The organism is Paenibacillus sp. PastF-3, from assembly GCF_029893135.1.
In the GTDB taxonomy this organism is placed as follows: domain Bacteria; phylum Bacillota; class Bacilli; order Paenibacillales; family Paenibacillaceae; genus Paenibacillus_AQ; species Paenibacillus_AQ nitricinens.
This window is the reverse complement of the sequence record NZ_JARXWM010000015.1, coordinates 44,350-70,871: the sequence shown is the minus strand read 5'-3', so window position 1 is coordinate 70,871 and position 26,522 is coordinate 44,350. Positions and strand designations below refer to the sequence as shown.

Annotated in this window: 13 protein-coding genes and 1 other annotated feature; of the genes, 6 read left to right on the top strand and 7 right to left on the bottom strand. The window is 46.9% G+C overall.

The annotated features are described in order from the left end of the window. Nucleotides 1–51 precede the first annotated feature (51 nt). Both M2444_RS24880 and M2444_RS24875 read right to left on the bottom strand, forming a co-directional pair. On the bottom strand, nt 52–3,492 hold the full coding sequence (locus tag M2444_RS24880) for a glycoside hydrolase family 2 TIM barrel-domain containing protein (protein ID WP_280788275.1): 3,441 nt from the start codon (nt 3,490–3,492) through the stop codon (nt 52–54). Between the two features lie 95 nt (nt 3,493–3,587). Further along, nucleotides 3,588–5,678 carry an alpha-glucuronidase family glycosyl hydrolase gene (locus M2444_RS24875; protein ID WP_280788274.1) on the bottom strand — a complete coding sequence of 697 codons (2,091 nt, stop codon included), beginning with the start codon at nt 5,676–5,678 and terminating at the stop codon, nt 3,588–3,590. Between the two features lie 125 nt (nt 5,679–5,803). Here M2444_RS24875 and M2444_RS24870 point away from each other — a divergent pair, with 125 nt between their 5' ends. From M2444_RS24870 to M2444_RS24850, 5 genes are all read left to right on the top strand, one after another. Then, nucleotides 5,804–6,688, top strand: coding sequence for a helix-turn-helix domain-containing protein (locus M2444_RS24870; protein ID WP_280788273.1), 885 nt, complete (start codon nt 5,804–5,806; stop codon nt 6,686–6,688). A gap of 263 nt (nt 6,689–6,951) precedes the next feature. Continuing rightward, on the top strand, nt 6,952–7,683 hold the full coding sequence (locus M2444_RS24865; protein WP_373455907.1) for an ABC transporter ATP-binding protein: 732 nt from the start codon (nt 6,952–6,954) through the stop codon (nt 7,681–7,683). Then, the gene (locus M2444_RS24860; RefSeq protein ID WP_280788272.1) at nt 7,680–8,735 is read left to right on the top strand and encodes an ABC transporter permease; all 1,056 of its coding nucleotides are present in this window, start codon (nt 7,680–7,682) and stop codon (nt 8,733–8,735) included. Before M2444_RS24865 ends, M2444_RS24860 begins: the two co-directional genes overlap by 4 nt. An 18-nt stretch (nt 8,736–8,753) precedes the next feature. After that, on the top strand, nt 8,754–9,443 hold the full coding sequence (locus tag M2444_RS24855) for a TetR/AcrR family transcriptional regulator (RefSeq protein WP_280788271.1): 690 nt from the start codon (nt 8,754–8,756) through the stop codon (nt 9,441–9,443). Between the two features lie 82 nt (nt 9,444–9,525). Beyond that, nucleotides 9,526–12,870, top strand: a complete 3,345-nt coding sequence (locus M2444_RS24850) for a DEAD/DEAH box helicase (RefSeq protein WP_280788270.1) — start codon at nt 9,526–9,528, stop codon at nt 12,868–12,870. Between the two features lie 60 nt (nt 12,871–12,930). Here M2444_RS24850 and M2444_RS24845 read toward each other — a convergent pair whose 3' ends face one another. The 3 genes from M2444_RS24845 to M2444_RS24835 all read right to left on the bottom strand — a co-directional run bounded on the left by M2444_RS24845 (nt 12,931) and on the right by M2444_RS24835 (nt 18,490). Further along, nucleotides 12,931–14,793 carry an exosporium glycoprotein BclB-related protein gene (locus M2444_RS24845; RefSeq protein ID WP_280788269.1) on the bottom strand — a complete coding sequence of 621 codons (1,863 nt, stop codon included), beginning with the start codon at nt 14,791–14,793 and terminating at the stop codon, nt 12,931–12,933. 437 nt (nt 14,794–15,230) lie between these two features. After that, the gene (locus tag M2444_RS24840; protein ID WP_280788268.1) at nt 15,231–18,116 is read right to left on the bottom strand and encodes a beta strand repeat-containing protein; all 2,886 of its coding nucleotides are present in this window, start codon (nt 18,114–18,116) and stop codon (nt 15,231–15,233) included. A gap of 14 nt (nt 18,117–18,130) precedes the next feature. Beyond that, a complete protein-coding gene (locus M2444_RS24835) occupies nt 18,131–18,490 on the bottom strand; it encodes a hypothetical protein (RefSeq protein WP_094878790.1) in 360 nt (119 codons plus the stop codon). A 279-nt stretch (nt 18,491–18,769) separates the two neighbouring features. After that, nucleotides 18,770–18,986 (top strand) — a binding site (T-box leader). Between the two features lie 40 nt (nt 18,987–19,026). On the opposite strand from M2444_RS24835, the gene M2444_RS24830 reads away from it, so the two are divergent. Continuing rightward, nucleotides 19,027–20,892: an arginine--tRNA ligase gene (locus M2444_RS24830; protein ID WP_280788267.1), complete on the top strand. Its 1,866-nt coding sequence runs from the start codon at nt 19,027–19,029 to the stop codon at nt 20,890–20,892. Nucleotides 20,893–20,952: 60 nt separating this feature from the next. Here M2444_RS24830 and M2444_RS24825 read toward each other — a convergent pair whose 3' ends face one another. Both M2444_RS24825 and bglX read right to left on the bottom strand, forming a co-directional pair. Beyond that, on the bottom strand, nt 20,953–24,297 hold the full coding sequence (locus M2444_RS24825; RefSeq protein WP_280788266.1) for a GH36-type glycosyl hydrolase domain-containing protein: 3,345 nt from the start codon (nt 24,295–24,297) through the stop codon (nt 20,953–20,955). Between the two features lie 47 nt (nt 24,298–24,344). Then, nucleotides 24,345–26,510 (bottom strand): beta-glucosidase BglX, encoded by a 2,166-nt coding sequence (gene bglX, locus M2444_RS24820; RefSeq protein ID WP_094878787.1) that lies wholly within the window; start codon nt 26,508–26,510, stop codon nt 24,345–24,347. Nucleotides 26,511–26,522 lie beyond the last annotated feature (12 nt).

Sequence of the window (26,522 nt, the reverse complement as noted above, 5' to 3'; positions counted from 1 at the left end):
GCTTTGGAGACGGTCTTTTTTCTCATTTATCGTAGTAGTTGAAGCAACCGATCACTCAAAACGAAACCAACCGAAATCGAACTGACTTCCAGGCAAGAAGATAAAGGTTACCTTCTGTTCCCCTGTCACTTTCTCCAGCTCAAATACTCGCTCTACATATCCATCTGACTCTGTAAATTCGATCAGTTGATTATTAGACTCTTCACCCTTTTCGAAGCGAAGATGAATGGTGTTCTTATCGATCGGGGATCTCCCACAAATGACCAGCTTAGAAGTACCTTCTGTCATAAAATCCATCTGCTCGAACACGAGAGATACGTTATTCCCAATCCCTTCAACACCCTGCTCCGCGATGGTGAACGTATCACCATAAATACGATCACCATCTACAGCCCTATGCTGCTCGAACGCTCGGTTCTTTTTCACAAATGAAAAGCCTTTTATGTGCACCTTCTTCTGCAATACGAAACAAACAGAGCTGATGCCAGTGAGTCTCTTGGATAATAGATAGGTTGCCTCCTGATATACATTCCATTGCGACTCCTTCTGATAGATAACATCTGCCAAAAGCTCACTGTTCTCTTCGTCCGGCATGCCTTCCCAAATCTGGAGCTCATAGGCTTCGCTAGACAATGCGAATAGGGGAATCGTTATCAAATCCGATCCATAAGGTCCAAAGTCGATCTCGCGATAAGCAACCTGGGTCTCACCATCTCGACTCGTAGCTACGCCTCGTTCATTTCCATTTCCGACTTCGCCCTTAACCTCATCATATAGACCGCCAGATATAAATCCATACGGATCCTTGTAAGCCATCCCAAGACCAGTCGCTGTAAATTCCAACTGTGAAATCAGCTTTGTCTTTTCTGTACCGTTCTTACTCATACAGCGAACGCGGAAACTCCCATCTCCTAATGCCGTGATCTTGGCTTCATTTCCAAACGATACGATCCGAGCTAGATTGGACTCAATCCCAGCATCATTTACAATCCTCCACTCCACTTCAGAATAGGAAGTTTCTACAGGGTAAAGGTTTGCGTGTACAATCATTTCTCTTCTATTTTCATTAAACTGTTGTCCAGAATGACTTATAATTTCTATTTTTCGCAAAGGAATTTCTTCTACATTTCCCGTTACACATGGCATCTCTAGGTTTCTAGTGTTAGCTGAAATGCCTATTCTACTATCTTCCACAGGAAGCGATTGAAGCTGTAGCTTACTACCTGCTAAATCTTTCGAGGTAACCTCAACCGTTATCGTACCTGCTTCTAATTCCGCAGCAACAATCGCTATAAGCTTACCGCTGAACAAACGTCTACCCGTTCCTTTGTATGGATCATAGTCCGTGCTATCTCCATTGTCTAAACCGATCAAACGGCCTGCTCCGCTCACCTGAACCTGAACGCGATTGTTTGCATTCTCAACGGCGTTACCGCGCTCATCCTCCATCGTAATTTCAATGAAGATTAAATCTGTGCCGTTCGCAAGGAGTGTACCCTTATCAGCCTTTAAGCAGATTCGACTCGCATCACCGAACGATTTCCTAATGTCAACTGCAATGATTTGGCCAGCCTCATCGTAAGCAATTGCCTTGAGCTCACCTGGTTCATAAGGAAGCTTCCACCAGCCCGCTAACTGCGTTCCATGCACATGATCGATTTCATAGGTCCCAACACTCTTACCATTGAACTGCAATTCTATCTTGGGAGCATTCGAGCAGACTCGAACATCGATCATTTGACCGGGATTGAAATCCCAATAGGGAAAAATATGCACCATAGGATGTTCCTTGTAATTTGTCCAAGCCGATTGATAGATGTAATAGGAATCCTTTTTAAAGGTCGCTGTATCCATCTGCCCGAAATACGAATTCTTCGTATGATACGGTGTTGGTTCACCAATATAGTCAAAGCCAGTCCATATGAATTGTCCCAATGAGAAGGCTGCATCGCGCTCTGCAATAATACAGGCTTCTGCTGACTTTGCTCCCCAGCTTGTAGAGCTATTACCTAGCGCAGAGCACTGCTCGTCGTCGTCAGCCAGGATGGATTGCTCGAATGGGAAATGGTATATTCCCCTGCTCTGTACAATAGAAGCGGTCTCACTACCATAGATAATCCAGTCAGGATGTTCCGCGTGATGCTGATGATAATATTTTTCCGCATAATTGTAGCCTGCCACCTTTACGATGTCCGCACATTTCTGAGCATTCTCCCAAGGCATATAGTTCGATCCAAGGGTCACTTTCCCGTTGCCTCTCGGATCATATTGAAGCACGGCTTCCATCAACATGCTCGTCAATTCTTGCCCTCGCTTGTCAGCATGCGTATCATAAATTTCATTGCCAATACACCACATGAGCAAGCTTGGATGATTACGATCTCGCATGACCCAGCTTCTCACATCTTTTAACGCCCAATCCTTAAAAAATCTTGCGTAATCATATGGGGTCTTCGATCGCTCCCACATATCAAAGGCTTCCGAAACCACAAGCAGCCCCATTTCGTCCGCCAGATCCATAAGCTCTGCAGCAGGCATATTATGAGCGGTACGTATCGCATTTACGCCCATGTCCTTTAAGATCTCAAGTCTTCTTCGCAATGCCGCTGTATGAAACGCCGCACCCAATGCGCCAAGATCATGATGTTCACAAACACCATTCAATTTGATCTTTTGCCCATTCAGAAGCATCCCCTCTTGCGGATTTAATACAATCGTTCGAAAGCCTAAACACTGTGTTACATCTTCTATTGTTGTCCACACTTCATCAGAACTCTGGTCAGATGCCTTATGCTGCAATTCTGTTTTTAGCTGATATAAATGCGGAGCATCGGGACTCCATAATAAAGGATTCTCTACAGTCAGTACCTGACTTATACGTGAGGCATCTTGTGTTAGCTCTGCTGCCGAGATCTTCTCAACACAGGTCTTTATCACTCGATCCTTATGCAGAATGGTTTGGGAAAGCCGCATATCTCCTGTAATGCTCACATCGGTGTCGATCTCCACTTGCCAAACGTCATTCTTTTGTACCGCATGAATGTAAATTCCATCTGTCACAATATGATTACAATCTCTTGTCTTGAGCCATACATTCCGATAGATACCCGCTCCTGAATACCATCTACTATTCGGACTCTGGTGCACGACCTTCACAAGAATTTCGTTCTCCCCGTCTATTAGACTATCCGTAATCTCATATTCAAAGGAAGAATAGCCGTATTTCCACTCTCCAACCCATTGATTATTCACATAGATCGCAGAGTCCATATAAACTCCATCAAAGCATAACAGTAACTGCTTATCATTCTTCGCATTCATAAAAGACTTACGATACCATCCAATACTATTCTCATACAAATCTAATGTGTTATAAATCAACCAATCATGAGGGAGATCTACGGGATGGAAATCCAAGGACTCAGCATTCGTCACCTCTAAAGTGCTCTTAGCAAATTCCCAGCCCTCATTAAATAATCTTTTATGATTCAATGTGTATCTTCCTTTCTTCTCATAGGATTATGAAACAAAGGGATGGAGCAAGAGAAGGAGTGGCCCTGCTGGCACACTCCTACTAATGCTAATATTTAGTATATTGTGCGTTGATGCTGGTCTGGAATACCGCTTTTTCGATAGAAATACGTATTGATGATATCTCTCCACTCGCGGGCATGTAGTACCTGTTCATGCAGACGGTCTGCCACCTGCCCGTACCTGCTGTCGTCCATTTTCCCCTCAAGGGATTGCCACTTCTCTTTGAGCCCTGCTGCCCGGTCCACGCCATCAAAATGCGTATCATAAATATGCTGGATGACCGTTTTACCAGATTTAAGAGTACGCGTATACGGTACATGATGAAAGAACAGTAATAGCTCATCTGGACAAGTAGCTACCGATTCATACAAATCTACATTCGCTCCTTGATACTGAGCAACATATCCCGTACCCGTCTTTATTGTCCGGTCTACGCCAATCCCTTGTAAGTCTGCAAAATGATACGTACCCCATTTCGAGTACTCATATCCATCCACACTTGGACCGTAATGATGATCTGGATTGACCATCCAGCCTACCCCAAGCGGCGAAGTATAAGATTCATAGATATTCCAGGAGGTTAACAAGATCTCACGAATCGTATCTATTAACTGCTCATCCTCTGCACTGAACGTGAGCATTGTCCATTCCTTCGCGATTTGCTCTGCATTTAATTCCGGATTCCAAGCAAGTCGACCATACCCGTACAGATTGGCCTGTGCTAATAAATGCCCCGTCCAGTTGTGATCATTGCCAATATTTGAAACAGCAGCGAAGCCGCTATACTTATAACCATACATAGATCCATCAACAACCCGCTTCACCGATGACTCCGAATCTGTTGCGTAAGTATTAAAATCAAGAACTTCCTTCCATTGAGGGACGAGGTAACAGACATGACGCTGTTGGCCTGTATATTCCTGCGTAATTTGGAACTCAATCATCATATTCGTATGCTCCATGGCACCGAACAGCGGAGATACACCTTCACGTACTTGGAAATCCATTGGACCATTCTTCACCTGTAAAATAACATTCTCCATAAACTGGCCATCCAGCGGTTTAAAGTGATCATATGCCGCTCGTGCACGATCGGTGGAGCGATCCCGCCAATCCTGTTTGCAATTGTAAACGAAGCAGCGCCAGATGACGATTCCCCCGAAGGGCAATAAAGCTTCAGCCAGCATGTTCGAACCTTCTGCATGATCACGATCATAAGTGAATGGACCTGGACGATTCTCTGAATCAGCTTTTACGAGGAAACCGCCGAAATCTGGAATCAATTTATAAATTTCTACCGCCTTTGCCTTCCACCATTGGCGTACATCAGAATCTAACGGATCAGCTGTATTCAATCCACCGATTTCGATCGGGCTGGCATAGTTAATACTTAGAAACAGCTTGACCCCGTAGTTACGGAAGATATCGGCAATCCGCGCGATCTCAGGAAGATAGCGCTCCGTAATAAACATCGTTTCAAACCGATGTACATTGACATTGTTTATAGCAATCGCATTGTTTCCTATCGAAGCGAGCATTCTCGCATAATCTTGCAATCGATCAAAGTCCTTAGTGATTTCGTTGTCTGAGTAAAATATGGACTTCCCTGCGTAACCACGTTCGATGCTTCCATCGATGTTATCCCATTGATTCATCATGCGGAGAAGATTTACAGGATTGTCCATCACATCCAACGCTTCGATAGATTGACCTGTTCCAAGCAAGCGTAGGAATGCAAATACACCGTACAATAATCCCACGGGTGTGGAAGCACCAATTGCAATACAGTCCTTCTCCGTGTTTGTTCGAATGGCATAACCTTCTGATCCAATGGCTGTCCTTGTAGCCTCGCTAAAGGTATGCGTAATCAACGAATGATTACTATCAAACGTACCGATCACAATACAGCCCTGCATATCTTTATCCCGAGATTCAGCAATGGTAACTTCTTTATCGAGCATTCCTTGTATGCCGCGTATTAGTTCTTGCACAGCACTTTTGATCACTGGATGATCCTGTTCGGAGATCAAAATGTTTTTGCACCAAGCAGCATAGCACTCTCTTACTGCACTAGATTGAATATATGGATATTCGAGCCAAGCTTTATACCCTGCGTGTTGTAATTCCGTCTTTTGTTCTGCCATAATTCAGTGTCCTCCATTAGTGAGTAAGACTTTTTAATCTAGGTGTTGCTGACTGTGCAATGGTTCTCTTATACTTTTGTAAACGATAGGTTATCCGCATCCCTACTAATAGGAGGAACACGAATGTGACGTACCATGAGCAGCAGGACTTACAACCGTTCCAGCTCTATTTTGTATATAAAAGAACAAGTACAAATACAGACGACTATCAAGGTACATTCCATGCTCATCAGGGTGTTGAAATTCTTATTGTTCATGAAGGTAAAGGGACGCTCATCATTGATCAAAATAGCTATGAAATAAAGCCAGGAATGATTTGTATTTTCCAGCCGTATCAACTGCATCATATTCAAATTGAAATCAATAAGGCGGTTCCGTTCGTGCGTTCGATTGTGCATTATGAACCCAGCCTATTTAAAGCTTATTTTGAGAAGTGGCCCGTCCTACAAAGCTTTTTCCATCATATTCACAGCGGCAATTCTTCCTCACCCCGATGGTATGAACAGCAGGATCTGCAATCGCTGATAGCTCTTCTGAAGGATCTGGATAAAGCGCTTCCAAGTTTGACTAAAAATGATTTCATGGAAGAGGTCTCATTATTTCTCATCACGTTCCTGCGTACTTTAAAGCCGCTTTGGGATACACAGCAGAAGCCGGCCTCCATGGAACAATTGCTTCGTAAACCACATCAGGCAGAACGTATTATGGAATGGCTGCAGTTGCATTACAAGAAACCTTTGCGGCTCGATCAAATGAGCAAGGATCTACATCTTTCCCCCCATCATTTATCCCACTTATTCAAGGAATGTACAGGCAGCAGTATTTCCGATTATTTAACGGTCAAAAGAATGCAGGAAGCCGTTCATCTTCTGACTTCAAGCAAATACACGGTTGCACACATCGCCGAGGAAGTAGGTATCACAAATTGCTCTCATTTTTGCAAATTGTTCAAAACCCATTTCGGCACAACGCCAAATCAATTTCGGAAGCAATGGCATTTGCATCATTGAGTTGTGGAACATCCCCAGCTGTATTCCTTGTTAACATCATATCAAGTTGGTTCGTGAGCAGGTATTCACATCTTGTGCAAAAATGCCGCTACTTTGCGATTTATACCTGATTGTCAGTTGATTTCAAGTAGCGGAAATCTAGCACTTTACATTTATTGGATTTTGGAGCACACTAATGAGTGAGCGCTCACTCATTAGTGTTGTGCAGAGTACTCAGTAACACCACTTTGTATCCCAGACTATTCAGAATCGAGGAGATGAATATGGGTTCGGAAGTTCCAGTCATTTCAGTGAGCCATGTTAGTAAAGCCTTTGGAGACAAACAGGTGCTCGAAGATATTTCACTTCAAGTGGAGCGTGCCGAAACCTTCGGCATACTGGGGCCCTCTGGCTCCGGGAAAACAACGCTAGTAAAGCTGCTTACAGGTATCGATGAGGTGACCTCAGGTGAGGTAAAGGTGCTTGGTGTCACTATGCCTAAGTTATCCATGCTGCAGCAAATTGGATACATGGCTCAATCTGATGCCCTATATACGGAACTCAGCGCAAAAGAAAATCTGGAGTTCTTCGCTGCGCTATATGGACTAAAAGGTGCGGAGCGCGGCAAACGCATCAAAGCTGTTATGGAACTAGTAGATCTTCAGGAGCATCTGCGCAAAAGAGTAGATCAATACTCCGGTGGAATGAAACGCCGCCTATCCCTGGCGATTGCGCTGCTCCATGAGCCTCCGCTACTTCTTCTTGATGAACCGACAGTAGGTATCGATCCTGTACTCCGACTATCCATCTGGAAAGAACTAAAAGCTCTTAATCGGAAAGGTACCACGATTGTACTAACTACACATGTCATGGATGAAGCTGAGAAATGTGATCGCCTTGGAATGATCCGTGATGGCAAGCTGCTTGCCGCCGACACACCCGCCGGACTGCTTGAAGCCACAGGCTCAGCTTCTATTGAGGAAGCCTTTCTATATTATGGAGGTGTCCGTTCATGAGAATCCGAGCGATCACCTTACGGATTTTGCGACAATTTATTCATGATAAAAGAACGATGGCCTTAATGTTCATTGCACCGCTCATCGTTCTAAGTTTAATGAGCTTGGTATTCAACGGGGATGCCTATGAGCCTAAAATCGGGATATCCGGGGTACCACTAAATATCTCTGCAGTGTTAAAAGAAGAAAACGCTACAATTAAAGAGTATGCCAGCGAAGAGCTAGGGAAAAGCGCTCTAGTAGAAGGAAAGATTGACGCTTTGATCACTTTGGACGGAAAGGCTGGGGACTCAGGAGTTATCCCCCAAGTGCTGTTAGAAGGCAGCAATCCGACCGCCAATAAAGCGGTGATCCTGACGCTTCAACAGTTATCACAAAAGCTTCTTCCTGATACAGAGAAACAGCTGCAATTACAACCTCAGATTAGCTATCTATACGGTTCTGAGAATATGAAGACCATTGACCGCTTCGGTCCGATTATGATTGGTGTATTTATTTTCTTTTTCGTATTCCTGATTGCCGGCGTTTCTTTCCTGCGAGAGCGGACTACAGGCACCCTTGAACGCCTACTTTCTACTCCCTTAAAAAGATGGGAGATTGTACTCGGCTATGTATGTGGTTTCGGCATTTTCACCGTATTCCAAGCCCTGTTGATCTCGTGGTTTTCCATTCAGATCCTTGGCATTATGATGATAGGCAGCTTTGGTTATGTCATGCTCCTCACTATGCTGCTGTCGATGACAGCGCTGACGCTGGGTACGCTATTGTCTGCTTTTGCTGCTAACGAGCTACAGATGATTCAGTTCATTCCGCTCATTATCGTGCCACAGGTCTTCCTCAGTGGACTGTTCCCACTCGATACCCTACCGATGTGGCTACAGCGCGTTGGCTACGCAACGCCAATTTATTATGGATCAGAAGCGCTTATGAACATCATGATCCGCGGCAAAGGATGGAGTGCCATCGCTCTGGATGTGTATGTGCTGATCGGATTTTCATTATTATTCATGCTTCTGAATGTATTGGCACTGCGCAAGCACCGCAAAATGTAGCGAATTTGGAGGGCAATAATGAAGAAAAATGATTCTTCGGAACAAAATATAGATGAACAGTGGATAGAAGAACTGCTGGCCTTACGTGAAGACGAAAAGCTGACATCGAAACAGATTTCCATCCTGCATGCGGCGATTGAGGTATTTTCCGAAAAAGGATACGCTGCTGCTGCGACTAGTGAAATTGCTCAAAAGGCAGGCGTGGCCGAGGGAACGATTTTCCGATATTACAAAACCAAAAAAGATTTGCTGCTGTCCATCATAGGCCCCACCATGAGTCGGATGCTCGCTCCCTTTGTATTGCGTAATTTTAACGGGGTACTCGATGTTCCCTATAACAGTTTCGAGGAATTCCTACGTGCGTTTATTATCAACCGTCTGGAGTTTATTCGCAGGAATTTTAAAATTCTAAAGATTCTGATACAGGAAATCCCTTTCCAACCGGTGCTCAGAGAACAGTTCGCAGAAAATATTCTAAGTAAGGTGCTGGAGCGCGTCATCGAAATCGTTGAACACTTCAAAGCAAAAGGTGAAGTCATCGAATTACCTACACCCGCTATTCTACGCTTTACTATTTCATCCGTTGTAGGATATGTGCTTAATCGCCTGCTGCTGCAGCCGGAGAAGGACTGGAACGACGAGGAAGAAATTAACCTGACGATCCGTTTTATTATGCACGGGATTAGTGGAGTAGCAGCCCCTATTTGATGCGCACGCCCGTTCTGTTATCATAAAGACTATATAATAATCGGACTTTTCGAAGAACAAGTTACGAGGAAGGAATTATGTTATGGGCTTTAGTGTGACAGAACGGGTAATTAAGCTGCTGTGCGGCAAGTCTGTTTTTGAAAAAGGATTGGCTTATTACCAGTCTGGAAGCGTTGATATAATAGATATTGAAGAACGTAATGAATCCATCCCAGATCTGCCCCGATCTCGTTATGAAGCGCTTGTTCAAGGGGGCATTGGCTACGAAGTCACTGTTGTCATCGATATCGATGGTGATGTCACGGCAGAGTGTACTTGTCCTGCTTACTCGCATGGAGGGCCTTTCTGCAAACATATCGCAGCCGTACTGATCAGCATCGATGCCCTTGAAGCTGCTGGAGAACGGCCAGATTATACTGGAACTTCTAGCTCATCTGCTATTGAGGATACTGGAGTCTTAACCCCACGTATTTCTACGGATTCTACGCGAGACATGGGAGGAAGGTCCAGAGACCAGCATCTTGTGAGCAACCTGCTAGGCATGTTCAGTAACCATAAGCCACGTCCGAGCGGTACTGGGGCTTTTGTAGATAATAGGATTCCATTAAATGTCGAGTTCATCTGCAAGCCATTCACTTACAGCTATAGCACTACCATGCTGGGAATAGAAATGAAAATCGGCTCAAAACGACCCTATGTCGTTCATAGAATAAGAGGTTTTCTGGAACGTGTACATCGTGGAGAAACCTTCGAATTCTCGAAGCATTTCGTCTATGACCCTGCCATTCACAGCTTTCGGAAGGAAGATAACATCGTTCTTCAGAAGCTAATTGAAATTGTCTTAAATGAAAAAATGTATCGCGATAACGTCACTAACTATTCTCCATATGGTGGCAACCTGGGGGGAGATCGCCTGCTGGCTATCCCTCCTTTTTTCTGGGAGACGCTTCAGCCCGCTCTTTCAGAAGTTTCGTCGGTATATCTGCAACAAGAAGAGGTGTTGTACGAAGGTATTCATATGTCTAATGAAGCACCACCCCTTAGCTTTGCGTTCGAACAAGCCGAAGGCGAAGGATACCATCTGGATATTCAAGGACTTGAGCAGATCTCAGTTCTGGAAGACTACGGACTCGTACTGTCTGAAGGTAAGCTGTTGAAGCTATCTGCTCAGGAATGCATGCGTCTATCTGAGATGAAAAAAATGTTGGAATCCTCTCGTCGAGACGGCATCGATATTGCCCCCGAACAAATGGAGCCCTTTATGGACAAGGTTATCCCTGGTCTGAAAAAACTGGGAAATGTGCATATCGCCGACTCTATCGCTGATCGGATTGTGCAACATAAGCTTATCGCGAGGCTCTATCTGGACCGTGTGAGAGATCGGCTGCTCGCCGGGCTAGAGTTTCAGTATGGTGATATTATCATCAATCCTTTGGATGAAAAAGCCCATGTTCGCGGTACGGACTTGATTCTTATACGCGACGGTGAAGGAGAGGCCCGAATTTTAGAGCTGATGGAGCATGAATCCTTCGCCAAAACCGAAGGCGGGTATATTATGACGGATGAGGAAGGTGAGTACGATTTTTTGTATCACACGATTCCGTTGCTTGAGCCACTACTCACGGTCTATGCGACCACCGCTGTCAAAGAAAGATTGTTCACGGGAACCACGCCACCCAAGGTAAGCATTAGTTGGAATGAGAAAACCGATTGGCTTGATTTTAAATTCGACATGGGTGGTATTCCCGAATCTGAGATTGTGATGGTCTTAAAATCACTTCAGGATAAGCGTAAATACTACCGATTGCCTGAAGGGGCACTGCTACCGCTGGAGAGCGAGGAGCTCCAAGAAATCATCACCTTTATGAACGAGATGGGCATTCGAGAAGGTGAGATTAAAGGTGCGCAATTCTCTTTACCCGTCGTTCGCGGGTTACATCTAACCTCTTCCGATTCTCAAAGTGACTCCGTCAAACTGAGCAGATCCTTTAAACGTTTACTTGCGAATATGCACAATCCTGAGAATCTTGATTTCCCTATACCAGAGAGTCTAGCTCCTGTGCTCCGGGATTATCAGCAGTATGGATTCCAGTGGCTGAAGACGCTTGCCCACTATCGTTTTGGCGGTATTTTAGCGGATGATATGGGTCTTGGCAAAACGCTGCAGAGTATCGCTTTTCTGCTCTCCGAGCTTCCGGATATTCGTCAGAGTGGTCTGCCCGCTCTTATTGTCGCTCCTGCCTCTCTCACCTACAACTGGCATAATGAGCTTAAAAAGTTCACGCCTGAGATCAAGGCTGTTATTGCAGATGGAAGCTTAACGGAACGCGGTCGAATTTTAAAAAATGCAGCGAAGGCAGATGTAATCATTACCTCTTACCCACTGCTTCGAAGAGATGTTCAGTTGTATGCTAAGAAATCTTTTCATACCCTGATTCTCGATGAAGCGCAAACCATAAAGAACCATACTACTCAGACCGCCCAAGCTGTAATGGCTCTTCAGGCCCGGCATCGTTTTGCACTTACTGGAACTCCTGTTGAGAATGCGTTAGAAGATCTTTGGTCTATCTTTGGCACTGTGTTTCCTGGGCTCTTTCCAGGTAAGAAGGCTTTTCACGATTTGCCGAGGGAAACTATCGCGAAACGGGCACGTCCCTTTTTGCTGCGGCGCTTAAAGAGTGATGTATTAAAAGAATTGCCTGAGAAAATCGAATCACTCCAAGCCTGTGAGCTGTTCCCTGAGCAGAAGAAGTTATATGTCGCTTATCTCGCACGTTTGAAAAAAGAGGCGCTTAAGCATTTGACCCAGGATAGTTTCGGTAATAATAATCGCATTAAAATCCTTGCTGGTCTCACTCGTCTGCGCCAGCTATGTTGTCACCCAGCTCTATTTGTGGATGGGTATGAAGGAAGCTCTGCCAAGTTCGAGCAGCTGTTTGAAATCATTGAGGAATGCCGCAGTTCGGGTAAACGAATGCTAGTATTCTCCCAGTTCACAGAAATGCTCGGTTTGATTGGACGTGAACTCGGATATCAGGGGGTTCCATATTTTTACCTAGATGGCCAAACGCCTGTGTCTCAGCGAGTAGATTTATGTAATCAGTTTAATGAAGGAGAGCGAGATATTTTCCTGATCTCCTTAAAAGCTGGTGGAACCGGACTCAACTTAACAGGGGCAGATACTGTAATCCTATACGATCTATGGTGGAATCCTGCCGTCGAGCAGCAAGCAGCGGATCGGGCTCACCGAATCGGACAGAAAAAAGTAGTGCAAGTGATCCGGCTCGTCACCCAAGGTACTGTGGAAGACAAAATGTATGAGCTACAACAGAAGAAAAAGAACTTGATCGATGAGGTAATTCAGCCAGGTCAGGAAGGGTTATCTACCCTTACAGAACAAGACATCCGAGAAATTCTGATGATCTAAATAAAGGGATATCCTGTAGCCATACGGCTTTTGGGATATCCCAATTTCAGATTCATCGGATTAAGCGATTGTAACGCCTCCGCTAGCATAGCCAGCAATGGTTGTCGCAACGTCAAGCCCGGCCGTTACCGTTGAAGTGAAGACCAGAAGCAATCGTTCTCCTACCGTAACTGGAATACTTAAGCCTGTGGTAGTACCACTGCTAATCGTGCCAAGTGAAAGTACACCTGTAAATGCAGGACTTAATGTGACTAAGGCTCCAGGTACTGCTGTGAAGGTATTGTTAGGCGTAGAAGAACTATATAATTGAGCAGTGATTGTTACTGTGGACCCCAATAAAGATAGTGCAGCTGTTGTACTGAAATAGGCTGCCATAGACGTAATCGTTCCGGCACGAGGAACTGAGAAGGCAAAGTTCAATAAGGTCCCGGCTGCTCCTGTAAGATCAATAGTGCCCCCTGTAATAGCAATGTTTGTTGCGTTGCTGCCGAAGCCGACTGCGCTTGAAGTATTCAGAAGACCTCCCAAAACTGTGGTCATAGCTACTGGCAGACCAGAAGCATACGGAATAATTGCACCTGAACCTGTGGCGCCCGTTGCTCCAGTCGTTCCCGCTGTTCCCGTTGCTCCGGTCGCTCCGGTGGCTCCCGCTGTTCCTGTTGCTCCGGTCGCTCCCGCTGTTCCTGTTGCTCCGGTGGCTCCCGCTGTTCCCGTTGCTCCGGTCGCTCCCGCTGTTCCTGTTGCTCCAGTGGCTCCTGCTATTCCTGTTGCTCCGGTGGCTCCCGCTGTTCCTGTTGCTCCGGTCGCTCCCGATGTTCCTGTTGCTCCGGTGGCTCCCGCTGTTCCCGTTGCTCCGGTGGCTCCCGCTGTTCCCGTTGCTCCGGTCGCTCCCGCTGTTCCTGTTGCTCCAGTGGCTCCTGCTATTCCTGTTGCTCCGGTGGCTCCCGCACTTCCTGTTGCTCCGGTGGCTCCCGCTGTTCCTGTCGCTCCGGTCGCTCCCGCTGTTCCTGTTGCTCCGGTGGCTCCCGCTGTTCCTGTCGCTCCGGCGGCTCCCGCACTTCCTGTTGCTCCGGTGGCTCCCGCTGTTCCTGTCGCTCCAGTGGCTCCCGCTGTTCCTGTTGCTCCGGTGGCTCCCGCTGTTCCCGTTGCTCCGGTGGCTCCCGCACTTCCTGTCGCTCCGGTGGCTCCCGCTGTTCCGGTGGCTCCCGCACTTCCTGTTGCTCCGGTAGCTCCGGCTGTTCCTGTTGCTCCGGTGGCACCCGCACTTCCTGTTGCTCCAGTGGCTCCCGCACTTCCTGTTGCTCCAGTGGCTCCCGCACTTCCTGTTGCTCCGGTGGCTCCGGCTGTTCCTGTCGCTCCGGTGGCTCCCGCTGTTCCTGTTGCTCCGGTGGCTCCGGCTGTTCCTGTCGCTCCGGTGGCACCTGCTGTTCCTGTTGCTCCGGTGGCTCCCGCTGCTCCTGTTGCTCCGGTGGCTCCTGCTGTTCCTGTCGCTCCGGTGGCACCTGCTGTTCCTGTTGCTCCAGTCGCTCCTGTATCTCCGGTTGCACCAGTGGCTCCTCTAATCCCTATATTTTCACCATACAATTCAGAGTAGACAAGCCGATGAGCAGTCACTAATTGGCCAGTGCTACTTTTTCCCCAAACTGAGACTTGAATTGGATCATCTACTAGAGTTGGTGTTGTAAATATAAATTCGAATGAATCAAAATTTGCATAATAGTCATTCGTTTGTACTTCATTAGGTCCCACCGTATGAAGTTCACTAACATATAGCGTTCTTGTACCGTTCATATAGTAGCCTTCGATTTGAACTATCGACGCAGTGACATCGCTCTGGTTGACCAGTTTAATAGTAACAAGCTGAGTAGGTCTTTCACCGCTTACCAGATTGTTTTCTATAGGTCCAGTAGATAAATAACTCAAGTTCTCAACTCCTCTTCAATTCAAATAGATTTATAAATACTCTTAAAATCTTTAGATCAAAAAACCCCTACAACAAGATAGTCCACTATAAATTTTTAAAATTGTAACGTTACTATAATCATTCCTCCCATCTACTCCAAATTTGTTAACGATGAGCCTATTATATTTTTCAGTCCATAATTTCTGGCTCTTTATAGTAATATTCTTATCTTGAAATATTGCGTGGACATCCATTAAAAGCCACTGCTATACATATTAAGTACTGTCAGAGCAAACTAGTAAATCTATGAGAATTCAATCTACTACAAATCTTAAAAGTACTTTTCTCCGTCTAGCCCACAACATATTGTGTTATCAAAACAGAGGATAACCCATGAGCTATACTTACAGCTACAGGTTATCCCCCTCTTTGAACATTGAAACTTAGAGAACAATTTTTAAGTCAATTCATGAACAGACCAAACTATACCTGCTGTGTTGGCGCCGCCCAAATTCAAAGGAACTGTCAAACCATTAGACACATAGAACAAGCCAATAACATCACCTGCTGTTAGAGCAAACTCACCAGCCAGCGTTACAGTCCCGCTCCCCAAAATAGCTCTCAAATCTAGAATAAGCGCAACATTGACATCTAACACAGGAAATAATCCACTTACCAGATTTGTTGCGGTAGGAGATGTTCTCTGAACTATAAATGCTGGATTAATTCCACTACCAAGACTTATTGAGATAGAAGCGGTTGTGGAATAATTAATAGTTGCTTCAATAGAATATCTGCCTGTCGTCGGAACTGTGTAATTTCCCGTAACTGGGCTAAAGGATGGATCAGAATAGAACGGAGAAGTCACAGTCCAGCCCGTAAGTTGGGAAGAACTAGATACTGACAAAGTTGGCAGGAATGCAGAGAATCCTTCAGCTTGAATATTCGGCCCCGTTGCTCCAGTTACACCAGTTGTTCCGGTTGCTCCTGTCACTCCAGCAGCTCCCGTTGCTCCGGTCACTCCTGCGACTCCTGTTGCTCCGGTCACTCCTGCGGCTCCCGTTGCTCCGGTCACTCCTGCGGTTCCGGTTGCTCCTGTTGCTCCAGCCGCTCCCGTTGCTCCGGTCACTCCTGCGGCTCCGGTCGCTCCTGTCACTCCAGCGACTCCGGTTGCTCCGGTCACTCCTGCGGCTCCGGTTGCTCCTGTTGCTCCATCGGCTCCCGTTGCTCCGGTCACTCCTGCGACTCCTGTTGCTCCTGTCACTCCTGCGGCTCCCGTTGCTCCTGTCACTCCTGCGGCTCCGGTCGCTCCTGTCGCTCCAGCGGCTCCGGTCGCTCCTGTCACTCCAGCGACTCCGGTTGCTCCTGTCACTCCGTCGGCTCCGGTCGCTCCTGTTACTCCAACCGCTCCCGTTGCTCCAGTTACACCAGCCGCTCCCGTTGCTCCTGTCACTCCTGCGGTTCCGGTTGCTCCTGTTGCTCCTGTCACTCCTGCGATTCCGGTTGCTCCTGTTGCTCCATCGGCTCCCGTTGCTCCGGTCACTCCAGCGGCTCCGGTCGCTCCTGTCACTCCATCAGCCCCGGTCGCTCCTGTTACTCCAACCGCTCCCGTTGCTCCAGTTACACCAGCCGCTCCCGTTGCTCCTGTCACTCCGGTCGCTCCGGTCACTCCTGCGGCTCCGGTTGCTCCTGTCACTCCAGCGACTCCGGTCGCTCCTGTTGCTCCATCGGCTCCCGTTGCTCCGGTTACTCCAGCGGCTCCGGTCGCACCAGTCGCTCCATCGGTTCCGGTCGCTCCTGTCACTCCAGCGGCTCCGGTCGCTCCTGTCACTCCAGCGGCTCCGGTACTACCAGTCACTCCAGCGACTCCGGTTGCTCCTGTCACTCCTGTCGCTCCTGTTACTCCTGTCACTCCTGTCGCTCCTGTTACTCCTGTCACTCCAGCGGCTCCCGTTGCTCCAGTTGCACCATCGGATCCGGTCGCACCAGTCACTCCAGCGACTCCGGTCGCTCCTGTTACTCCATCGGATCCGGTTGCTCCTGTTGCTCCAGCGGCTCCCGTTGCACCAGTCGCTCCGTCGGCTCCGGTCGCACCAGTCACTCCAGCGACTCCGGTTGCTCCTGTCACTCCTGCGGTTCCCGTTGCTCCGGTCACTCCTGCGGCTCCGGTCGCTCCTGTCACTCCTGCGGTTCCCGTTGCTCCGGTCACTCCTGCGGCTCCGGTCGCTCCTGTCACTCCAGCGACTCCCGTTGCTCCTGTTGCTCCAGCGGCTCCCGTTGCTCCCGTTACACCAGCCGCTCCCGTTGCTCCCGTTACACCAGCCGCTCCCGTTGCTCCCGTTACACCAGCCGCTCCCGTTGCTCCCGTTACACCAGCCGCTCCCGTTGCTCCCGTTGCTCCGGTCACTCCTGTCGCTCCTGTCACTCCTGCGGTTCCGGTTGCTCCTGTTGCTCCATCGGCTCCCGTTGCTCCGGTCACTCCAGCGGCTCCGGTCGCTCCTGTCACTCCAGCGGCTCCGGTCGCTCCTGTCACTCCAGCGACTCCGGTTGCTCCTGTCGCTCCTTCAGCTCCCGTTGCTCCTGTCACTCCTGTTACTCCGTCGGCTCCCGTTACACCAGTCACTCCATCAGCCCCGGTCGCTCCATCGGCTCCCGTTGCTCCTGTTACTCCATCGGCTCCCGTTGCACCAGTCGCTCCATCGGCTCCGGTCGCACCAGTCACTCCATCAGCCCCGGTTGCACCAGTTGCTCCGTCGGCTCCCGTTGCACCAGTTGCTCCGTCGGCTCCCGTTGCTCCTGTTACTCCATCGGCTCCGGTCGCACCAGTCACTCCATCAGCCCCGGTCGCTCCATCGGCTCCGGTCGCACCAGTCGCTCCATCGGCTCCCGTTGCACCAGTCGCTCCATCAGCCCCCGTCGCACCAGTCGCTCCGTCTGCTCCCGTCGCTCCAGTCACTCCTGTATCACCTGTAGCCCCAGTTGCCCCTACGGTTGCTCCGAGTAATTCTGAATGAACAAGTCGGTGAGCAGTAACGATTTGCCCTGAGCTATTTTTCCCCCATACTGAAACTTGAATAGGATCATCTACCAGGCTTAAAGTCGTAAATATAAATTCAAATGCATCAAAATCAGCATAATAATCATTGGTTATGACTTGCTCAGGCATTACGTTAATAAGCTGACTAACATACAAAGTTCTTGTCCCATCCATATAATATCCTTGGACGAGAACCGTAGAAGAAGTAACATCGCTTCGGTTATCGATTTTGATCGTAACATGTTGAGTAGGTCGTATCCCACCCACCATGGTATTATCTATCGGCCCGGTAGATAAATAGCTCAATTCTCAACACTCCTTTAGATTATTTCTGCGTGCTTCTCCCATGCTACTACACGATGAGGATCTACCAATTGTCCTGAAGCCTGTTTTCCCCAGACCGAGATCCCTACCTGTGCTTCAACTTCTTCTAGTGTTGCAAACACGAATTCAAATGCATCTAAATCCGCAAAATAGTTCCTAGTTAGTACTTGGTTAGGTGTGAGATTTACCGTTTCATTCACATACATTGTTCTTGATCCATTTAGAAAAAAGCCTTGAATGACGAGATTATAAGGATTAAGAGAATCCCGATTAACCACTTTTACTGTTACGATTTGTGTTTGTCTGATCCCCAGAATTGGACTATTATCTATAGGTCCGGTTGAAAATAATGCCATCTTTATTCACTCCTCTCTTTCACTCAATTTGAAAAAATACAAACTATAAAACTAGTAATATGATCCATAATTAATAGCTCTATATAGTAATATTCTGTATTTAAAGTTAATGCGTGGACATTTATGCAAAGGAATTTCCACTCAATAATGAGAGCCCCTTCTGTTTTGTGAGTTTGTAATTACTTATCGGACAATCTAAAACTCAAGCGTTTCCAGATTGATACCGAGTTTCGCCCTATTGCTTTTTTCAAAATATTCGTTATACTAATTAAAATTATTCAAGCATCGATGAGCGGGAGAGTAGTTAAGGTGTTCTAGTCCTCAGCGAGCCGGGTAAGTGTAAGCCGGTACAGATCACTTAATGAAGCGCACCCGTGAGATGGACTTCTGAACCCAAGTAGGAAGTCCCGGCTGAAGACCGTTATCCTGTAAGGTGGCTAAACGTCTGTTTAGCAACGAGAGTGGTACCGCGAGCGCTAAAGCCCTCGTCTCTTTTGAGACGAGGGCTTTTTTGTATTTTCAAAGGAGGGTATAAAATGTTAAGTCAAATCATCAAAAACAGCATTGAACAAAGTGTAAAAAAAGTATTCCACACCTTAGAAATTCCTTACCCAAACGATGTTCCTATTCTGATCGAGCAGCCCGCTAATCTAGAGCATGGTGATTATTCCTGCAATATTGCTATGCAGCTAGCCAAAATCCTGCGCAAACCACCTCTCGTCATAGCAGAGTTAGTAAAAGCAGAGCTTAAATTACAAGAGAGCTACACAGGCTTTTTACAAAAGGTCGAAGTAGCTGCTCCTGGATTTATTAATTTGTACATGGATTGGCGGATATGGGCTAAACATTCCTTTGAACTGCCCAACAGCACAGGGGAAAAGGTCATCATCGAGCACACCTCAATCAATCCAAACAAAGCTGCTCATGTGGGTCACCTGAGAAATGCGTGCATCGGCGATGCGCTGGTCAGACTAATGAAAAGAACCGGTCATAACGTAGAGGTCCATAACTACGTCGATGATCTGGGCAACCAGTTAGCGGATACAGTCGTTGGTTTATTGAATGTACCGTTGGAAGGAGATCATCAGCGTTTTGGTGATTATTGCTGGGATCTTTATGCCAAAGTGAATAAAGAATATGCACAGAATCCAGAGATGACACATAAGCGCACAGAAATGCTGCATGCCCTGGAACAGGGTAACGGCAATAAGGCGTGGCTGGGTAACCTTGTCGCTGAACGTATGGTGAGAGAACATGTAGAGGAAATGAAGCGTTTCGGTATTCACTATGACCTGCTGGTATGGGAAAGTAATATTTTAAAAGAGGGATTCTGGGCAGCCGCATCTGAGCAATTGAAGCAAACCATGGTTTTTGTACAGGAGACTGAAGGTAAGCTGGCAGGCTGCTGGGTGTTAAAGCAAGGGACAGCGATTAGCAATGGAGCGGATTCGGAGGATCATCATATGGATAAGGTACTTGTACGTTCGAATGGTATTCTGACTTACACTGCCAAAGACATTGCCTATCACCTCTGGAAATTTGGTCTATTAACCAAGGATTTCACCTACAGTGAATTCTCGTCCGGCTTATGGACTACAGGATTAACTGGAACCCAGGAGCCCTATGGACAGGCGGATCGTGTTATTAACGTGATCGATTATAGACAGGAATATCCGCAGCAAATGGTTAAGCAGGCTTTGGGCGCATTAGGTTATAACGATCAAGCCGCGAAACTCCATCATGTGAGTTATGGTGTGGTGTCCCTTAGTCCGGCTTCCGCAGCCGAGCTGGGAATAAATATTTCGGAAGGAAAATCTTCTTATGCCATGTCAGGGCGCCAAGGAATTGGTGTTAAGGTGATCGATTTAGTGAAGCTTATGGAACAGAATATCGAACATTCACGCTCCGATAAAGAGGGGCTTCCCAGCCATATCATTGCAGCTGCTGCCATTCGCTATTATCTGCTGCGGTTTAATCTGGGAACAGAAATTGTGTTTGACTTCAAACAGGCTACCGAAATATCCGGCAACACAGGAGTTTATCTGATGTACACCTATGCCCGTGCTAGTAGTGTTTTGGGCAAATCCACCCTCCCAATCCACACAGATGCCTCACAGATTCAATTCCCACTCGAAATGGAAAAAGCAGAGCTTGCTCTGCTGAGACAGCTTAGCCTCTGGGAGGAGACCTTGTATTCTGCAAGCGTAGAATTGACGCCGAATATACTCTGCTCTTACGCACATACTTTAGCCACTCTCTTCAATAATTTTTATTCTACTTGTCCGATTTTAAAAGGGGAGGCGGCGACCATTGCCTTTCGCCTCTGGCTTACTTCGAGATTTAAGGACACTTTAGGTGATGTGCTAGAAGTACTTGGATTACCAACACCGAGCCGTATGTAGTATTTCAAAAAAAAGGGCAATCTCTACACTTATCGTAGAGATTGCCCTTTAATGATTAGCTTACTTATAAATTTCAATCACATTTCCGGCTTCTACGCAGAGACGATCAAAGTCCTCACGCTTAATCCGAACACCGCCACTACGGTAGCGATTAAGTGTACCTTCAGCCTGCACTTCTGTACCATTGATAGTAATCCGACTGTTCTCCCCACCCGTAAGGTGGTAGATAAAGTCTACCTTAGTACCTGCATATTCAAAGCTAAAGCGCATGCCGTCCAGCGACTCCGGCAGGATGGGGTCAACAATTAAATCTCCGCCTTCGGTACGAATCCCTAGTGCATTCGAGATTAACTGATTCATGTAGATCCCAGGACCGCTGGAATAGATTCTCCAGCCGCCTTTGACCGCCACGTCACCATTACGCAGCTTATCGAAATTCTCCTGTGCCTCATAACGAGTGTTAAATTTACCATCCGAGCTACTGAAATAGGAGTTAGCTTGACGTAGTTCAGCGTTTGGCACCACATCGCGAATTCCGATCGGATTGATCGCTGCTAGGCCATTCCAGACCTGATCGGTTTTCCCTAGCTTAGCCATAGCTTCTACATAACGGATGTGCGCATGTACATATTGAAGTCCAATTTCCCGACCAAAGTTAGAAGCTTGCTCTGCACGTTTGAAATGACTGCTTACACCGCCAACATATTGTGCTGGACGGTTCATTAAACGTACACCGTCAGGACAGAATAGTTTATCTTGGATCACTTCATAATGAGCTTCGGCTTGTTCCGGAGTTAATAGCTCACTGATCATACTGCGCGTCATTGGCAGCAGACGATACTGGATTCCTGTTTCCTTATCACTCGGGTGTACCAAAAGCTTCACTTGCTCTGGATCTTCCATATACAGGAATCCAGGAATCACCTCAGATTGGAGCATATGTGTATTGAAATCCTCATGGATACCATCCACCATTGCCTTCAGCTCGTCTGCTTCCGCTGGATCAACGGAACGAAGAACTTCCGAGAACTGATTAAGAGTCTGATAGGTAAGCGCCACTGTCCAGCTACTAACCATGTATTGCTTCAACTGTGGATTCGCAGGCTGGAGTGTATCATCCCAATCTCCATCACCGTAAGAAGACAAATACGTATCATGCAGGAAGTGGTTCTTAATATACGCCACTTCCTTCCGCGCATGATCCAGCAGTGTCGCTTCTTTCTCTGTAAAGTCAAAACTATGCTTACGAGTATACGGCACTGTTTCTTGCAAAATGCTGTAATCTTTAGTTACTGCCAAATAGTCCCCAAGCACTTTTAGCGGCCACACAATAATATCCCCGTGGCTTTCCTCTTGCTGAATCTTCGTATATTTATCAAACATGAACCACTGTGGCCAGTTACCGTCATCTTCATATTGATGAGCATACAGCGTCAGCAATATTTCACGAACCTGTTCGTATTTTTGCGTAGCCATAAAATATTCCACAGGTCCCTGACACACATCACGAGTTCCCCAGGCAGCGCCGCCATATTGCTCCAGCCCGTGAGGGACAGAATAATGGATGAGCATATTATGTGTATACCACCAAGCCAGAGCATTCACCTTAAACAGCTCACCTTCTGACCCATCACCTAGCGTCAAGCGGAAGCCATTCATAACCCCGCTATAGAACTCGCGGTATGTGGAAATTTCCTCTTCAACTGTACGGCTGCTCGAATGAATCTCCTTACCATCCAGAAGGCCTTGAATATTCAAAGTCCACTCACTGCTCGCCGACAACTCCAGAACAGCTAACGGTGCATCTGTGTGTGGAGCATTGGTAACGAATCTGCCTTCATCTTGAAGCGTAAACTCCGCTCCCTGTACCTGGAATTTATACTGCAAGTCAGGATACTCTCCAGCACTTAGTGCGCTTCTGTCCGCCGAGAAGGTCACAGTTCCCTCTTCTTGCTTGCATTGATATGGAAGCTCGTATTCATTAACGTTCATAGTGATTTGATTAGTGACTAAATAGCGATAAGCTTTTCCGCTTTCCGTACGCACATTCAGGAATATTTCCGGAGAATCTGCCGTAGTGTAGTTCGTAATCATAAAGCATTCGCCTTCTGTTCTGTAATACCAACGGGCATAGTTGAAACCAACCTCGAACAGGGATGGCATGGTCAGTAGACGGTATTCGCCATTCCACTGCACATAAATTCGTTGTCCCGAAGCTTTTGGAATATTAAGCGCATTTCTAGGATTGGACATTAGCTTGTTGAAATTGGTATTGCCAATGACTACTTGGGAGTTGAAAATCCCATACATATATGAAGTTGTCGTGATAATCTTATCGTTAAGTCGAGCGTTATCCCCACTCATCAGAATATGACCATGTGGGCGTTCTACGCGTAATTCCTTCTCTTTTAGGACTACATGCTCATAATTTTCAGTGAAGAAAGACAGTAGAACGTCTCCTTCTTTCTCCTCTTGATAACGAACTGGAAACAGACCTTCGATCTCATTCTCTGATAGAGAATCTGCCACCAGCGGAGCACCAAGCTCCTCCGTGAGGAAAGAACGTTCGAGCGGTGCTTCAGCTTCTAAAGGTAAATCTTTTACAGCATCCCAAGCCGCAGCGATATCATTCGTAAATTCTAGGGTAGTGATCGCTTGTGGATGATCTTGTTTGAACAATCCGTAGAATACAAACCTTGCTTCCCCACTCAATTTCACCCGCTCCGATTGCAATGCAGTATAAGCGAATTCATATTGATAGATTTCATTACTTAATTGCTCACGGCTCAAGCTTTCCGGTTGATTAGTCTCTTTATAAGACAATCCAAAGAATTGAAAACCATCTGTCGAGAAGCTTGCTGACTTAGTGATTGCACCCTGTTGTAGATATGGAAATTTGCCACCTTGCGGTTGATTCTGTCTGGAGCATACTACATATCCCTTTGACTGATCCTCGAATACGGCATGATCAATATACTGTGACAGGTAGGCTTCATTACTGCGAACAGCACCGATATCGGCAATACCCACATCTTGTCCGTACACGAGATCCACATCTGCCTCATGTCCCGAAAGCTTCACATCCCAGAACCATGCGCCTTGAGCCGTAGGAGTAAAAATAACCTGATATTCAATATTTTCCGCAGTACCTTCCCAAACCAAGCGGTTCCCGGCCTTACGTACAGTGCTTGAAGAATGAATGCCCAGCAAAGGAACAGCTTGAATGCTTCCATTACTATGAATACGTAAATATAGATTGGATAAGGAGCCATCCACAATATTAGGCAATAATTGATTGATCATTGTCCGTTCATGAAGAACTTGGAACAAGTCCCCACTGTTTGTAAAAGTGAATGATAAGTCTCCAGCGTTTAAATGGATGTTAGAATTCATATTAGTAGTCATATTTTCGCACTCCTCGATTACGACAGCGTGTGTCGTATATATTCTACTTAAGCTAATGTTAAGCGAAAATCGCGTTCTTTAACCTCTTGGCTATTTGGACCCACAAACAATTTGAATTTGCCCGGATCACTGCTAAAGCTTAAATCGCTATGATAATAACGAAGCTGTTCTTCCGTAAGCGTAAAGCTTACTTCCTTGCTTTCTCCCGGGGAGAGGCTGAACTTGGCAAAGTCCTTCAGTTCCTTCATCGGTCTGACAACTTCTCCTGAAATGTCTCGGATATAGAGCTGTACTACCTCTTCACCTTTTACATTGCCCGTATTAGTCACCGTAACAGTCACCTTAATAGGCTGATCCTTCGTCATGATTTCACCGGAAAGGAGCGGCTCACTGTAGCTAAATGTCGTATAACTTAGACCGAAGCCAAATGGCAGAAACGGCTCATTAGGAATGTCCAGATATTGTGAGACATAACGTTTGTCCGCACCCGGTCCAAGAGGGCGTCCAGTGTTGAAATGATTATAATAGACCGGAATTTGCCCAACAGATACAGGGAAAGACATCGTTAATCTTCCTGACGGATTCTCGTCACCATACAGTAGGCTGGTAATCGCCGCACCGCCCTCGCTTCCTGGGAACCAGGCTTCCAGAATAGCATCCGCGTTCTCGATCACGCCACTAAGATCCAGTGGGCGTCCGTTAAATAACACCACCACAATAGGCTTGCCCAGCGTCTTCATACGCTGCAAAAGCTCACACTGCGCTTCCGGCAAACGGATATCTGAACGACTTCCAGCTTCTCCGCTCATGTCCGAATGTTCTCCAAGTGCCAGCACAATCACATCGGCTTCCAATGCTGCCGATTTCGCCTCCAGCCATTGCTCTTCTGTAAAGCTCTCAATCCCGGAGCCTTCGGCAACGGTAATTCTACCCGCAACAGCACGAGCTTCCATTGCTGGGGCAAGACGGCTAGCTTCTTCCGTTGAACCCAACCAGGACCACGGTCCAAGAATATCTCCGTTATTGGCAAAAGGTCCGATTAGTGCAATGCGTTGCTCTGCCGCAAGCGGTAAAACCTGATCATTCTTAAGGAGTACACAGGATTTAACTGCTAGTTCACGCGCTGCTGTCCGGTGATCTTCACAGAAAATCACTTCACGCTCTTTCTCTACATCTGCCCCGCGTAAAGGATTCTCAAACAAGCCCAATCTTTGCTTCAATTTCAAAATACGAAGTACGGCTTCATCGATGATGCTTTCGTCCACTTGCCCATCAGCTACAAGAGCTGGTAATTGGTGCACATAACACTCCGTCATCATCTCGATATCCACGCTAGCTTTGATAGCTTTAAGTGCTGCTTCAGCTTCATCCTCGGCGACACCATGCGGGATCAGTTCCTTCACCGCGCCCCAATCCGAGATTAACACGCCGTCAAAGCCCCATTCCTCACGCAGCAGCTGACGAAGCAGCTTAACGTTTCCGCTTATCGGAATTCCGTCAATCGTGTTGAACGAAGTCATCACCATTTCTGCGCCCTCATCCAGAGCAGCGCGATAGGCTGGCAGATAATATTCCCTTAGCTGACGTTCTGACAAATCGACCGTATTATAATCCCGTCCGCCTTCGGATAGACCATAGGCTGCAAAGTGCTTAACACAAGCTGCCAGACGACTTTCATCGCCCGTCAAGTCACTTCCCTGAAATCCGCGTACAAACGCACGAGCAAACCTACCATTTAAATAAGAATCTTCGCCGGTAGACTCCATCACTCTACCCCAGCGCGGATCCCGAACAAGGTCCGCCATGGGTGCAAAAGTGACGTGTACACCGGAGACCGCCGCTTCTTTAGCCGCAATCTCGGCGCTCAGCTCTGCTCGTTCCATATCCCAAGAGCAGCCAATCGCTAGTGGCACCGGAAAAATCGTCTTGAAGCCATGCACGATATCCGCCATCATCAGTAATGGAATACCTAATCTATTTTTACGTAAATGAGCTTCCTGGACGGCAATGACTTGCTCTGCGCCCGAAAGTCCAAGTACTGAACCACTATTCTCAATCATGTGATCCGTAATCCCCATGGATGCCATAGGGCCAGTGATTTTCCCTCCTTCTTCTGCCCCTTCATAGAAATTAGCAGCAAGCTGCTGTAATTGTGCGATCTTCTCTTCAAGCGTCATCTGATTCAACAGGGACGTCAGTTGCTGGTCTTTCATCTCAAATCCTCC